The 14,613-nt window shown below is 48.0% G+C and carries 13 protein-coding genes; 7 read left to right on the top strand and 6 right to left on the bottom strand.

The window, feature by feature from the left end:
• The first annotated feature begins 58 nt into the window (after positions 1-58).
• Entirely contained in the window at positions 59-1,075 is a 1,017-nt protein-coding gene (gene galE, locus R4537_RS03805; protein WP_071178806.1) for a UDP-glucose 4-epimerase GalE, read from the top strand.
• A 90-nt stretch (positions 1,076-1,165) separates the two neighbouring features.
• Here galE and R4537_RS03800 read toward each other — a convergent pair whose 3' ends face one another.
• Positions 1,166-2,587, bottom strand: coding sequence for a methyl-accepting chemotaxis protein (locus R4537_RS03800; protein ID WP_071178805.1), 1,422 nt, complete (start codon positions 2,585-2,587; stop codon positions 1,166-1,168).
• Positions 2,588-2,814: 227 nt separating this feature from the next.
• On the bottom strand, positions 2,815-4,017 hold the full coding sequence (locus tag R4537_RS03795; RefSeq protein WP_071178804.1) for an aromatic amino acid transport family protein: 1,203 nt from the start codon (positions 4,015-4,017) through the stop codon (positions 2,815-2,817).
• A 529-nt stretch (positions 4,018-4,546) separates the two neighbouring features.
• Between R4537_RS03795 and R4537_RS03790 the strand changes: the two genes are divergently transcribed.
• Both R4537_RS03790 and R4537_RS03785 read left to right on the top strand, forming a co-directional pair.
• The gene (locus tag R4537_RS03790; protein ID WP_002054244.1) at positions 4,547-5,128 is read left to right on the top strand and encodes an acyl carrier protein phosphodiesterase; all 582 of its coding nucleotides are present in this window, start codon (positions 4,547-4,549) and stop codon (positions 5,126-5,128) included.
• A gap of 36 nt (positions 5,129-5,164) precedes the next feature.
• Positions 5,165-6,433, top strand: coding sequence for a DEAD/DEAH box helicase (locus R4537_RS03785; protein ID WP_001292943.1), 1,269 nt, complete (start codon positions 5,165-5,167; stop codon positions 6,431-6,433).
• A gap of 98 nt (positions 6,434-6,531) precedes the next feature.
• Here the strand turns inward: R4537_RS03785 and R4537_RS03780 are convergent, their stop codons facing one another.
• The 4 genes from R4537_RS03780 to R4537_RS03765 form a co-directional block, all read right to left on the bottom strand.
• Positions 6,532-7,266 carry a TetR/AcrR family transcriptional regulator gene (locus tag R4537_RS03780; protein WP_071178803.1) on the bottom strand — a complete coding sequence of 245 codons (735 nt, stop codon included), beginning with the start codon at positions 7,264-7,266 and terminating at the stop codon, positions 6,532-6,534.
• A gap of 103 nt (positions 7,267-7,369) precedes the next feature.
• Positions 7,370-7,678: a c-type cytochrome gene (locus R4537_RS03775; RefSeq protein WP_071178802.1), complete on the bottom strand. Its 309-nt coding sequence runs from the start codon at positions 7,676-7,678 to the stop codon at positions 7,370-7,372.
• 127 nt (positions 7,679-7,805) lie between these two features.
• A complete protein-coding gene (gene ltaE, locus R4537_RS03770; protein ID WP_000347564.1) occupies positions 7,806-8,813 on the bottom strand; it encodes a low-specificity L-threonine aldolase in 1,008 nt (335 codons plus the stop codon).
• Positions 8,814-8,821: 8 nt separating this feature from the next.
• The gene (locus tag R4537_RS03765; protein WP_000034741.1) at positions 8,822-9,337 is read right to left on the bottom strand and encodes an NUDIX hydrolase; all 516 of its coding nucleotides are present in this window, start codon (positions 9,335-9,337) and stop codon (positions 8,822-8,824) included.
• A 354-nt stretch (positions 9,338-9,691) separates the two neighbouring features.
• Between R4537_RS03765 and R4537_RS03760 the strand changes: the two genes are divergently transcribed.
• The 4 genes from R4537_RS03760 (at position 9,692) to R4537_RS03745 (ending at position 14,613) form a co-directional block, all read left to right on the top strand.
• On the top strand, positions 9,692-11,350 hold the full coding sequence (locus tag R4537_RS03760) for an ATPase RavA domain-containing protein (RefSeq protein ID WP_071178801.1): 1,659 nt from the start codon (positions 9,692-9,694) through the stop codon (positions 11,348-11,350).
• Positions 11,351-11,358: 8 nt separating this feature from the next.
• A complete protein-coding gene (gene viaA, locus R4537_RS03755; RefSeq protein WP_071178800.1) occupies positions 11,359-12,804 on the top strand; it encodes an ATPase RavA stimulator ViaA in 1,446 nt (481 codons plus the stop codon).
• Between the two features lie 215 nt (positions 12,805-13,019).
• Positions 13,020-13,748 carry an arginine ABC transporter ATP-binding protein ArtP gene (gene artP, locus R4537_RS03750; RefSeq protein ID WP_001925350.1) on the top strand — a complete coding sequence of 243 codons (729 nt, stop codon included), beginning with the start codon at positions 13,020-13,022 and terminating at the stop codon, positions 13,746-13,748.
• A 133-nt stretch (positions 13,749-13,881) separates the two neighbouring features.
• Positions 13,882-14,613 carry an arginine ABC transporter substrate-binding protein gene (locus R4537_RS03745; RefSeq protein ID WP_071178799.1) on the top strand — a complete coding sequence of 244 codons (732 nt, stop codon included), beginning with the start codon at positions 13,882-13,884 and terminating at the stop codon, positions 14,611-14,613.

The following is a 14,613-nucleotide window of genomic DNA, read 5'->3' as shown; positions in this document are numbered from 1 at the left end:
TGCTTTGGCGATCGCTGAAAAGCCGTTACAATCGCCGAAAACATGAAGGAGGCTAGGCATGAAAGTATTGGTTACAGGTGGCATGGGTTACATTGGCAGTCACACCTGTATTCAGATGATCCAAGCGGGTATGGCCCCAGTGATCCTCGATAATTTATACAACAGTAAAGCAACGGTCCTTGATCGTATTGAAAAAGTGATTGGTATTCGTCCTCAGTTTGTGCAAGGGGACATCCGTGATAAAGCTTTGCTGGTTGATCTCATGCAACAGCATAACATTGAGGCGGTTGTGCATTTTGCGGGCCTCAAAGCGGTGGGTGAGTCCGTACAAAAACCGCTCGAATATTACGATAACAACGTGAATGGCACCTTAGTTTTGGTGGCGGCAATGCGTGAAGCGGGCGTAAAATCGCTGGTGTTCAGCTCATCTGCAACCGTATATGGCGATCCTGCGTCTGTGCCGATCACCGAATCTTTCCCAACCAGCGCGACCAACCCATATGGGCGCAGCAAATTGATGGTGGAAGAGTGTTTGACCGATTTTCAAAAAGCCAATCCAGACTGGAGTATTACGCTACTGCGCTACTTTAACCCGGTTGGCTCTCATCCCTCTGGCGAGTTGGGTGAAGATCCACAAGGCATCCCTAATAACTTGATGCCGTTTGTGTCTCAGGTTGCGGTAGGGCGCCGCGAGTATCTTTCCGTGTTTGGTAGCGATTATCCGACCAAAGATGGCACAGGGGTGCGTGACTACATCCATGTGATGGATCTGGCGGACGGTCATATTGCCGCGCTGCAAAAAGTCGGCACTCGTGCTGGTCTGCATATCTACAACCTAGGCACAGGGAATGGCTACAGCGTGCTTGAAATGGTGAAAGCGTTTGAAGCGGCTTCGGGTTGCGCTGTCCCTTATAAACTGGTGGAACGTCGTCCGGGGGATATCGCGGAGTGCTGGGCTGACCCGACAAAAGCTGCGCAAGATCTCGGCTGGAGAGCAACCCGCACCTTAGATGAAATGACGCAAGATACTTGGCGCTGGCAGTCGAATAATCCGCAAGGTTACCCAGAAGCTTAAACAGTCATTAGTGACTGTTGCTATTGAAGACAAACGCCCATCATGATTGATGGGCGTTTGCTTATGCGCTTCGCTGAGTTGCAACCTAAATTAGGTGCGGTAGCGCGCGAGGATTTCCCCTAAATTGCGTGTCGCTTGAGTAATTTCACTGACGCCTTGCGATGTCTGCTCTACAACACGGCGCAGCGTGTTGGACTGGCTGCGAATATCACTTAGTTCGGATGAAATATCGCTGGCAACCGAGCTCTGTTCGCTGGCTGAAGTAGAAATTTGCACACTGAGATCATTGATAAGCTGCGCCGAATGCGCGATGGCTTGTACATCGTTACCTACTTCACTGACCAATTGGCTGCTGGTGTGTGCTTGGCTCACCGTCTGCTCGGTAAGCTTGGCGATGTTTTGGCTTTCCACCTGTAGCTTTTCAATCATGGCTTGAATTTCCACCGTGGCCGATTGAGTGCGACTGGCCAAAGTGCGGACTTCATCGGCAACTACCGCAAAACCTCGACCTTGTTCACCGGCTCGAGCTGCTTCAATTGCGGCGTTAAGTGCCAAAAGATTGGTTTGCTCTGAAATGGCATTGATGGTGGTGATCACCGCATTAATCTGCGTTGTATTGGTGTTGAGGGTTTCGACTGAGGATGACGCTTGGGCGATGTAACGTGAGAGCTGTTCAATATCTTGAATCGCTTTTCTCACTCGCTGCTGGCTGCGTTCAACCTGTTTGGTGTCTTGTTCCGTTTGTTCGGTGGCTCGCTGTGAGGTCGTTGAAACTTCGGCTGCTGAAGCGGTCATCTCTTCCATCGCGGTGGCCACCGAATCGAGCGAACTGTATTGATTCTGAATCTGTACTTCCGATTCTTTCACTTCGTGAGCAAAAGTCATTGCGGTGTCACGCAGTGTGGCGCTGTTTTGTTTTACGGCCACAATCAGCTCTGCAAGTGTATCCATGGCTTTATCCAGCGCACAACCAATCGTACCGAACTCATCACGTCCGGGATGGAAACCGAGTCGTGACGTAAGATCGCCTTCAGCGATTTTTTGGGTGGTGGTATAAAGCACCCACAAGGCACCACCAATAAAGGTCGCGACCCAGTAAGTGAAAATGGCAAAAGGAATGGCCCACAAATAGGTGAGTAAAAAGCTGCGCAGGGCTTGCTCGCGAGCGGGCTGCTCATACTGTTTCATCGATTCTGTATAGGCATAGACCTGACCGTTTGCGCTGGTGGCACTGGCTGTGACAACGCCTTGTGAATAGGTCGTGTCGCTTACGCGATTTTGCGCTTTCAGTACGGAAAGCTGGCTAGGGTCGGGATGATTGAGTAGCCCTTGTAATTTGTATTCCACCGCCAATTGAGACTGCTGCTCAATGCTGGCAAGGGTGTGCCAATAGCGCATACCTGCAATTGTGGTGATTGCACTTAAAAACAGTAAAAAGATCACCCACATTTTGTCGTTAATCGACATGCGAATGAAAACTCGGTCAATCGTCCTGAATTGAACTTCTTTCATGATGGCTCCTGCATAGCAAAAATAGCTGGCACAAGTTAATCATATTCAAGTGATAAAAGTGAGATTCATGTTCAATAAAAATGAAAGAATAAGAGAGGATCATTTCAATAATGAGATTTGCATCAAGAAGTTGAGTTGCATAAAAATAGGGCGAATAGAAGCCTATTCGCCCTTAAAATCTGCTTTTATCTTTAAACGCTACCTAAGTCATAAGGGGAGCGTTAGGGTTAACCAAGAGCGGGAAGTATGCCTAACGTAATCAATAGCTGTGCGCCGATGATGAGCAGCCCGACCAAACCTGTCACAAGCAGAGCCCCATTGCTCCCTGTAACTTGATAGTGTTGCTCAGTGGCTTGTTGGCGCACTTTGATCACCATCACCAGAGGTAAAAAGATGGCCAGAATGGCGAGCGCAATCGCGGCATAGCCCAGCGCCATAATGAAGCCTTGCGGGTAGAACAGCGCAAAAACCAGCGGCGGTAAGAAGGTGACGACAGACGCTAATGGGCGGTTCATTTTACCTTGTTGGTTACGTAGAGAATCCCCCATAAATTCAAACAAACCTAGACTAACACCCAAAAACGAGGTGAGTAGAGCAAGGTCAGCGAATACGCCGATGATGTTGCCAAGATTTGATTGGTGAACCGTGGTCGAGAGTACAGCGATGAGCGCTGTGAGCCCCATATTGTCGAGTAGGGCAGATTGACTTACCACCCCAAGAGTGACCAGCTGCCAGAATATGTAAATCACCAGCGGAATCGCAGAGCCGATTAAAATCGCTTTGCGCAGCGCAGGGGTATCACCATCTAAGTAATTCACAATCGCAGGAATACTGCCGTGGAAACCGAAGGAAGTAAAAATCACGGGAATGGCCGCGACAATCAAGCCCTGCTGAATCGGCATACTCAGTAAGTAAGACTGCGAAACGTTAGGCGCAAGGAAAAACAGTACCGCCACCATAGCGATCATCTTGCCAGCAAATAATACGCGATTGACGCGATCAACTGTGCCGGTTCCAACGGTGACGACCAAAGCGACAATCAAGGTAAACAGCAAAGTACCGCTCGAGCTTTCAACGTTCACGCCGGTGAAATCGGTAATTCGTTGGGTAAATTGTGCGCCACCGCCAGCAATGTAGGCCGCACACAGCGAGTAAAACAAAAATAACATAGCGAACGTCGCTACCCATTTGCCTTTATCGCCTAAAATCTGTTTGGCGAGAGTATGCAAAGTTGCCTCTTTATCAGCGTACTGGTGGATTTCTACCATCAGCAATGCAGTAAATGCCATCAGCATCCACAAGCCGAGCATAATCATCAATGAGGTTGAGAAGCCAATACCGGCGGAAGCTAGAGGCAGAGCTAGCATTCCTGCACCAATCGTGGTGCCCGCGATAATCAAAGTACTGCCTAAAAGCTTCGATTGCGTCATGTGTAAACTCTTTTATACGTTTTTAGATGTTGTGTTTAGTGATTTGTGCGAAATTTGACCGATTAATAATCTCATTTCGCTATTTTTTGGCTATTCTGTAGAAGCTTTCGATTTGCGTCAATCTGTTTGTAAAAATTTAAATCCGAAGCTGTAATTAATAATTTACACTTTATGTAACTGAGGTTTTTACCACAAAGAAACCTTGGTACTTACTACAAGCTGTGGTAAACCTTATTGGCGTTTCTGGAAGCGCTTACGATGAACATCTCACCAGAAACCGTTATCCTTCTTCAACGTCAAGTTCAACGTGAAGTTGAACTTCAAGTCGAAAGGGGATAAAAGGATGAAATAAGTATGAATTAAGGAGGTCAACAATGAGTGACCACAATCACAATGATGAATGTCTAGAGCTGCTTGATGCGATGGAGATTGGTTTTACGCTCAGCGATTACCAAGCGGTTGAATCAGAGCAAACCGACGTCTCTGCGTCATAATCACCTTCTCGGTATCACGCCGAATCTCTTATCCCATGAACTTCCTTGCCCATCTGCATATTGCTCATCACTGCCAAAGTAGCTTACTCGGTAATTTACTGGGCGATTTTGTCAAAGGTGATCCGACAGAGCAGTATCCGCAATCTTTAGTGCAAGGAATCCGTTTACATCGCTGGGTTGATGCTTACACCGATAGCCACCCAGTGATGAAAGCGGCGAAATCTCTGTTTCCTTCCCAACAACAACGCTTTGCGCCGATTGCCCTCGACCTGTTTTGGGATCACTGTTTAGTCAATACTTGGTCGAATTGGCATGCCGAGCCCTTGGGGCAGTTTCTGACTCATGCACAACAAGGGATAGCCGAAGAAAGTACATCGGCGCTGCCTGAGCGTTTTGTGCGAGTGAATCGCGCTATGTGGCAAGGAGAATGGTTAGCCTCCTATGCGGAGTTGGCTAATATTCGCTATGCGTTGAGCAAGATGGCGCAGCGCAGCCCTCGCATGCAGCCTTTGGCTTGTAGCGCACAGGGATTAGAGGACAACTACACCGAGTTACAAGCACTGTTTGCGGTGCTGTATCCGGATGTTTTAGAGAAAGCCAAACGCCGTTCACTTTGATACAATCCGCGCCCCAAAAGTTATTAGGTACGCGACATGTCAGAACTCTCCATCACTTTTTCGCAATTAGGCTTGGATTCTCGTTTGCTGAATACATTGAGCGAGCTTGGGATCGTCAATCCCACTCCAATCCAACAGCAAGCTATTCCCCATGTATTGCAAGGAAAAGATGTACTGGCAGGGGCGCAAACCGGAACCGGTAAAACGGCGGCATTTGGCTTACCTTTGATCCAACGCTTTATTGAGCAGCCTTGGCAGCGTGAAACAAACAGCAAAGAGATCCGGGCGTTAGTGCTTGTGCCGACGCGTGAGTTAGCTCAGCAAGTATTGGATAGCCTACAAGCCTACGCGAAAGGAACGGAGCTTAAGATCGTAGCCGTTTATGGCGGCACGAGCATGAAGGTGCAGCTCAATCATTTGCGTGGTGGTGTGGATATTTTGATTGCGACGCCGGGGCGTTTGCTCGATCACGCCCATGTGAAATCGCTGTTTTTGGGCAAAGTTGAAGTGTTGGTACTCGATGAAGCGGATCGCATGCTGGATATGGGCTTTATGCCAGATTTGCAGCGCGTGCTGCGCCGTTTATCGCCACTGCGTCAAACGCTGTTTTTCTCTGCAACGTTTGATAGCAAAATCAAAGCGGTCGCGTATCGCATCATGCGTGATCCTATCGAAGTGCAGGTGACGCCATCCAATTCCACGGCAGAAACCGTGCAGCAGATGGTGTATCCGGTGGATAAAAAGCGCAAGCGTGAACTGCTCTCTTATCTGATTGGTTCGAAAAATTGGCAGCAGGTGTTGGTGTTTACCAAAACCCGTCAAGGCAGTGATGCACTGGCTGAAGAACTCAAGTTGGATGGCATAAAAGCGGTGTCGATTAATGGCGATAAAAGCCAAGGCGCACGCCAAAAGGCTCTGGATGATTTTAAAGCAGGTAAAGTGCGTGCTTTGATTGCGACCGATGTCGCCGCACGTGGGTTAGACATTGCCCAGCTTGAGCAAGTGGTGAACTACGATATGCCATTTAAAGCGGAAGACTATGTACATCGTATTGGGCGTACGGGGCGCGCAGGTTTAGCGGGATTGGCGGTCTCTTTACTGTCGCATGATGAACAGCCACAACTTGAAGCGATTGAGCGTTTACTCAATACACGCCTGCCGCAAGAGTGGTTGAAAGGTTTTGAGCCTAGCCCTGTGGTGCATGAGGAAAATTCACCGCGTCGCTCGGCTGGCCGTTCGTCAGAAAAACGCAAACTAAAAGCACAGCTGAAAATCCATGCGCAGCGCGGTAAAAAAGCGCGTTAAGTAGGGTAAATCAGTTGCATCCATCGATATCCCGTTTGCTATCGCCAATCACAGCACATGCAAACAGTACATCGGAAGGGGATAGCTTACGTCGCCTATTACTCTTGCGTCTCTTTATAGACATCTCGCCAGTCGCAACTGAGGGTATACACCAGCTCATCCACCGAGTTGGGTTGCATAATGTAAGGCTTGGCGACATGAAATTTCTCAACCATCAAAGCGTTAAACAACTGCCAATGTTTGAGTAAACAGGTGGAAACATCGTCAATTTCCGGGGCCCAGGTTGCACGCATAAAAGGCGTCAAACTGGCCGCACTATGTGTGTACATGATCATCTGCCATTTGATTTCCCACAAATGGATCGGTGATTGGGGGTACTGACGGTTGTAGTCGTCCGCCAAGGATTCAACCAAGCGTTCAATCTCACCAGAAGTATCGAGGAAATAATCGAATAACTTATCTTCTTGGCGAACGGCATCCGCAATCAATTGGATTGGCTGTTTAATGATTAAGCCATGTGCCAACATGCGCATGATGAAAGAGTACAGCTTTACGTTGACGGGAGTTTCTGCCGGCATGGCTTGGAGCACCGTCTGCATGTAGCGAATCATATAATCATGCAGACCATCGCTGATGCTGTGCCAGATCTTTTCTTTACTGCCGAAATGATGGCGGATCAAGCTGTGTGAGACGCCGGCCTTTTCACTGATATGGCGCAGAGAAACGCGTGAATAACCGAGCTCGCAGAACAGCTCTGCCGCTATGGTGATAATGTGATAACGCGTTTTTTGGGCATCTTGCGCACTACGCCGCCCCTGTTTTTTTTCAATCATGTCAACCTAATGTATAACGGTCACTGAGACGTCCCGATTTTTACCAGATCTGCGCCGATTTTTCATGACTCTTGTGCTTTAAACGTGGAATTTTTGGGAAAACTCATTGGGATGAGGCATAAAAAGCAGCAATGTCGCGCAAATCTTGATCATTTAAACGTTGCAACTGAGCTCTCATCATCTCCGCCATTGGGCCTGTGCGCTCACCGAGTTGGTAAGCCTTCATCGCGCTATACAGGTATTCTGCGCTTTGCCCATCAAGGTTAGGATAGCTGACCTGACTAGCTTTGCCGTCGGTGCCGTGGCAAAACACACAACTTGGCGCTTTTTGTTTACCGAGTACTGGGTCGCCACTGGCGAAGAGCGGAGTCGAAACAAGGGTTAAACAAAGCAGAGAGCACACAACGCGCATCAATAAACTCCAAACAAGAGGGTGTAAATCAGTGCGCGGAGTATAAAGCTTCCCCTAAGGGGAAGCTCAAGAGGGCGCGAGCGAGAATGAAGAGAGTTTACGAGCCTGTTAGCATTCTCAACCTCACTTAAGCCAGTAAGGTGCGCAGTTTGGCGAGTAGGGTATCAATATCCTGACGTGTAATATCTTTATGTGTCACGAAGCGCACTGGATTACCCGCGGTGATGATAATGCCTTCTTGGCGAAGTTGCTGGGCGATGGACTGGATATCGACTGTCGCGTCCAATTTAGCAAACACAATATTGGTCTGTACCCATTCGGTATTAACTGAAAACCCCGGTAAAGCATTCAGCCCCAAAGCCAGATGACGAGCATTATCATGATCGGTCTTGAGTTGCGTGACTTGCTCGGTGAGCGCCAATTTCCCCGCTGCGGCTAAAATGCCCGCTTGGCGCATACCGCCACCGACCATTTTTCGCCAGCGTCTCGCTTTGGCAATAAAGTCCTTGGAACCGAGCAGCAACGAACCGACTGGCGCGGCTAAGCCTTTGGATAGACACACGGTGATCGAATCAAAATACTGCGCGATCTCTTTGACATCCACATCCAGTGCGACCGCCGCGTTGTATACCCGAGCCCCATCAAGGTGCAGTTGCAAACCATGTTGATCAACAAACTCACGCGCCTTCGCCAAATAACTGAGTGGAAGCACTTTACCATTGATGGTGTTTTCCAAGCTGAGCAGTTTGGTGCGGGCAAAATGCGCATCATCCGGTTTGATTGCGGCTTTGAGTTTGGCGAAATCGAGTGTGCCATCCGGTTCATTGTCAATCGGTTGTGGCTGGATAGAGCCAAGTACGGCAGCACCGCCAGCTTCATAACGATAGTTATGGGCTTGCTGGCCACACAAATATTCGTCGCCGCGCTCGCAATGAGCGAGTAAACCTAACAAATTGGCTTGAGTGCCTGAGGTGGTAAACAGCGCGGCTTCAAAGCCATGGCGCTCGGCCGCCCACTGTTCTAACTCGTTGACGGTGGGGTCATCGCCATACACATCGTCACCCACAGGGGCTTGTGCCATCGCTTGACGCATCGCGTCAGTCGGTTGGGTAACGGTATCCGATCGAAAGTCCATCTTTTCTCCTACAAATATCCGCAAAGTTTGGCTTTACTTAAACAAGCAATGGTTTTGGAGTCGGTGATTTCGCCGAAAACAATTTTACGTTCTAATTCTTGTGGGGTAAGAAAGAGGACTTCAATCACTTCGTCCTCATCGCAAGAATAGCGCGCCGTTTTGCTTAGGTTTTTTGCGACAAACAGATGTTGAATTTCATCGCAGAAACCCGCGAGCGGCGTGACTTGACCGAGTTCGATAAATTGCTGAGCGCTAAAGCCGGTTTCTTCCTCTAATTCGCGCTGCGCACAGGAAAGAGGCGGTTCCCCCTCTTCTATAGTGCCAGCAGGAAGTTCGAGTAACCATTTTTTGAGCGAAGGGCGAAATTGGCGTATCAGTACAATCTCGCCTTGGTCAGTCAGTGGCAAAATCACTGCCGCACCGGGGTGTGAAATCGTGGTATGTGTGACCGAGTGGCCATTCGGAAGCAAAACGTCCTCCTCGACCAGTGCGATGCTTTTCCATTGATGGATGATTTTGCTCATGGAGTGTGTCTTGTCAAAATAAAGCAATGATGAGGGAGTCACCTTACCTTAGGTTCAATGGCATCCCCAAGAATAAATTGTACTTTTTGCGTCGTGTCTGTGGAAATGGCGAGAAGTTGAGCCGCTAAATGTGCAATCAATGATTACCAATTGTTTCAAGGAAATGAGATCTGTTATAAGGATGCATAAAACAAAAAATACACTTTGTAACAAATCGACAACAATTGTATAAAGTAATTGTTTATTGAAACTATTGTTTATAGAGCCATTGTTTATAGAGTCGTTGTTTATCGAAACAGTGCTTCTTATTGAAACAATATTACCCAATTTGGGCTTTGTCTGAGGAATCAAGAGATGCTGCAACCCACCCATAGCTCACATGCGCGCAAAGCGCTGCTTTCAGAGCGAATCAATAAGCTGGCCAAGGCGCTCTCTGATGGCGTGTATGAGCGTGAAAATACCATTAAGCTCTGTTTATTGACCGCGTTGGCTGGTGAAAGTGTGTTTTTGCTCGGCCCACCGGGTATCGCTAAAAGCCTTATCGCTAAGCGTTTGATTCAAGCATTTGATAACAGAAGCTATTTTGAATACCTGATGACTCGTTTTTCAACCCCCGAAGAGGTGTTTGGGCCGCTGAGTATTCAAGAATTGAAAGACAATGGTCGCTATGTGCGCCTTACCCAGGGTTATTTGCCTACCGCACAGGTCGTGTTCTTGGATGAAATCTGGAAGGCAGGGCCTGCCATCCTCAACACCTTACTAACGGTTGTCAACGAGAAAACCTTCAAAAATGGTAGCGATATTGAGCGCGTACCGATGCGCCTCTTGGTGACGGCCTCCAATGAACTCCCAGACGAAGACAGCGGCCTCGAAGCACTCTATGACCGTATGTTGGTACGAATTTTTGTAAATCGAATTCAAAACAAACAAAATTTCAAATCCATGCTTACCGTTGGTACAGCGCAAGAAGCGCAAATTCCAGCAGGGTTGGCGATCACCGATGAAGAGTATCACCAATGGCAGCAGCAACTGGATAAGCTTGAACTCAGTGATGACGTTTTCGAAAAACTCTACCAGTTGAAAACTATGGTTGAAGAGCGCTCAAAAGAGAGCGCGGGTTCAGATTTAGAGATGTATGTGTCTGACCGTCGTTGGAAAAAAGCGGCCAAACTTTTGAAAGCCAGTGCATTTTTTAATGGCCGTGATGAGATTAACCCGTTAGATCTACTGCTGCTGCAAAACTGCTTGTGGAATACCCCAGAATCGCATGATGTGGTGCATGAGGTGATCCGCGAATTTGCGCTGCGGTACGCCTTTGACCAAGCAGAAGTTGAGCAACAGCTCGATGTATGTCGACTTGAGCTTGCCCAAATTCAAGAAGAGCTAGAGTCTGAGTTTGCCATGGTGCTGTCACTGGAAACCACCAATGGCTTAATCAAAAAACAAGTTCATCATCAATATGACCTGTCTGATGCCAAAATTTACAAAGTGGGCATGACGCCTGATTTGATTAAGCTGGTGTTATTGCAGAGCAATATGTCGGTTTCTGAAGGTGAGAAAGGCGATAGCCGTTGGATTTACGTACAGAAAAGTGAGTTAGAGCGCGTGATCAAAGAAGGGCACGGCGAAGCTTATGGCTATGTGAACCAAAACACCAATCTATGTCGCTTACGCTTTGATCTCGATGCCAGTAACAATCTGGTGAGTAAAGATATTGCCAACCGCTCCGTACTTCTGGCGATGGTTACCAAACAAGGTTTAGATGAGTCGCTGTATCAGAATTGGCTGGCGAAAGCGGATCAAGCCATGGCGCAGCTCACTCATGCGGAGCACCATTTACGTAAAGTGCGCCTCAAATTTCACGATGCGCTGCCGCATAGCTTTATCGACCCTGAATTGCCGACGGCAATGCAAGCGACCTTGCATGAGCTGCAGCAGCAGTTGGATGCCACTCAAGTTGAATGCGAGCGTAATGTGATGCGCATTCGTAACCTCAACCAATTTTTTTCTTAGGTGTCATTATGTTAGGGGCGGATGCATTTAATCTGGTTGTTGCCATAGCAGAATCTGGCTTGATTGATACCGCCGTCAATGACTTGGTTGCGCGTTCCCAAGTGATGATGATGGCGGAAAACCGTGGTGTGGGCACGTCAGTGAAAAATCATCTGATTAAGTGGCGCACCAGCGTTCGTCGTCGTATGACCAAAGTGTGTGAAACCGAACGATTCCAACGTGAGTTGGCCCTCTACCAAGAAGTGATTCACTGGGATGAAGAGACGTTTTTTACGCAAGTCCCAGACGTGGTGAAGAAACTGGAATGGGACTCCGCATTCTATTTAGAAGCGCGCCGCTTGCTCGAAAAAGAGAAGCTGCATCATAACCCCATGTTCCCTCATTTCTTTTGTGATCAGTGGTATAAATCACTGTCTGATGCGATTCGCCAAGCGCAGGTGATCGAACTTAAAGCCAACAAAGAGCGTATGTTGGCTGATCTCTATCAGCGTATGGAAACCATGCGCAATATAGATAAGGTCACTGAAGCGGGTGATGAAGCGATCGTCGGCCGACTTTGGGATATGGCGGCAGCGAAATTGAGCCGCAATGATCTCACGGTTATGAAGCGTTACGCTGAGTTTCTCAAAAAACACAAAGGCATGCAGGAAATCGCCGAGCAGCTGGGGCGAATGGCTGGCCAGGTTGACGATCCGGACCTAAATCGTGCGCCCGCTGAAGAGATGCAAATGGTCGAAGAGCGTTCAGATGAAGCGACCGATGACATTGTGGGTATCCACGAAAGTGACGATTTGAATAAGCTACTGCCCAACGAAACCATGTTTTTAGCTTATCCAGAGCTGGAAGTGGTGTTTTATAAGCACTTGGTCGATAAACGGTTAATGAACTATCGCATGCAGGGTAAATCACGCACTCTGCGTAAGGTGCGAGCCCATCGTCCTGACAACAAACAGGTTGATATCGAAAAAGGGCCGTTCATTCTCTGTATTGATGCCTCAGGATCCATGAGTGGCTTTCCCGAGCAGTGTGCCAAAGCCATGGCTTACGCGCTGATGCAAATTGCGTTGGCAGAAGATCGTGATTGTTATGTGATGCTGTTTTCTTCCGAGTTCATCACCTACGAATTGACTCGCCAAGATGGACTGCGCGAAGCGAGTGACTTCTTAAGTTATTCGTTTCATGGTGGTACAGATTTTGAGCCCGTGCTCCTCAAATCTATTGAACTGATGAGCAGTGATAAGTATCGCAATGGCGATTTGGTTGTGATGTCGGATTTCATTGCACCCAAACAAAGTGACGAGCTGCTGGCGCAAGTGGCGGAACTCAAAACGCGCAAAAACCGCTTTCATGCCATCAGCCTATCAAAATATGGCAACCCGCAGTTGATGAGTATGTTTGATCACTGCTGGAGCTATCATCCGAGCTTGGTTGGGCGGCTAATGAAGAAGTGGTAACTTGAATGCTTCATACCCAACGACTGGAAGTGGCAAGTAGTTTGGCAATATCACGATTTATGCATTTGATTGTGGTTTAACCAGTCGTTTTTGCTATTCTTATGGCGTTTTTTTATACAAACAGTCTGTGCTTTTGGTTTTTATACATTTTTATTGCATAAAAATACGTTCGTAGTAGTATGAACGCCAGATGATAATTAATGCAGTATGTCAGCATGAGTATTCGAGTTAACGGAATTAACAAGTCTTATGGCACCACTCAGGTGCTGCACGACATCCACTTTGAATGTGCGAGTGGTGAAACTTTAGTGCTACTTGGGCCAAGTGGAGCGGGTAAAAGTTCACTGCTGCGTGTGCTCAATCTTCTTGAAACGGCCGATAATGGCCAACTGCATATCGCCAATCAATCGTTTGATTTCTCAACGCATCCGACCGAGCAGCAAGGCTTAGCACTACGTCGCAAAGTGGGCATGGTGTTTCAGCAATACCATCTATGGCCGCATATGACTGTGCTGGAAAATCTGGTGGAAGCCCCGGTGAAAGTCGCAGGTATGGCGAAATCGCAAGCCAAACAGCAAGCCATCGAGATCCTGAAAACGTTGCAACTGGCAGATAAAGCCGATGCGTGGCCGCTACAACTCTCGGGTGGCCAGCAGCAGCGAGTGGCGATTGCGCGTGCACTGATGATGAAGCCTGATGTACTGCTGTTTGATGAGCCGACAGCGGCTCTGGATCCTGAGATCACCAATCAAGTTGTGAAAATTATCAAAGAGTTAAGTGGAACAGGGATCACGCAAGTGGTGGTGACTCATGAAGTCGACTTTGCCAAGAAAATCGCCAGCCATGTGCTCTACCTCGAAAAAGGGCGCATTGTTGAACACGGCACGCACGCCTCCTTTACTCATCCGCAGACTCAGCAGTTTGCCGATTATTTAAAACATTAAGTTATGCCCAAACGACGAGAAGTTGCCGGTAGTCAACACCGATGCAGCGGCAAGTCGCAAGGTTAAACCGATATTAGCCCACAGATTCTGGCCAGTGATGCGCCAGATTTCGCAGAACACATGGAGTATTGCAATGAAAAAGATCCTACTCGCGTCTTTGATTGGTTTGGTTTCTGCTAGCGCAGTTGCGCAACAAGAGATCAAGTTTGTGATGGAAGCGACTTACGCGCCGTTCGAATACATGGATGAGAACAACCAAATCCAAGGTTTTGATGTGGATTTAGCGAATGCGCTGTGTAAGCAACTTGAAGCGAAATGTAGCTTCCACAACCAAGCGTTTGACAGTTTGATCCCAGCACTGAAATTCAAACGTTATGATGCCGCCATTTCGGCAATGGACATTACCGAAGCGCGTTTAGAGCAGGTGAATTTCTCCAATCCGTACTACGACAACTCAGCCGACTTCGTTTCTCTGGCGGGCAAAGTGGCGGATCAAGCAGCGCTGAAAGGCAAACGTGTTGGTGTGCAAAATGGTACTACTCACCAAAGCTTTTTGTTAGAGCAACGTTCTGATGTTGTCGCGGTACCATACTCAAGCTACCAAGATGCGTTTATCGATATGAAAAATGGCCGTATTGATTCGGTGTTCGGAGATACCGCGGTTGTGGCTGAATGGTTTAAAGGCGACAACAAGCTGGAGTATGTTGGTGAGCGAGTGACCAATCCACAATACTTTGGCAATGGTTTTGGTATTGCGGTGAATAAAGATAACCAAGCGCTGCTTGATCAACTGAACGCCGCGTTGGAAGCCGTGAAAGAAAATGGCGAATACGCCGCGATCTTCAATAAGTACTTCGGAAACTAA

The sequence above is a fragment of the Vibrio paracholerae genome (genome assembly GCF_037672085.1).
In the GTDB taxonomy this organism is placed as follows: domain Bacteria; phylum Pseudomonadota; class Gammaproteobacteria; order Enterobacterales; family Vibrionaceae; genus Vibrio; species Vibrio cholerae.
Note: the sequence above shows the minus strand (reverse complement) of the source record. Positions and strands in the feature narration are given on the sequence as shown.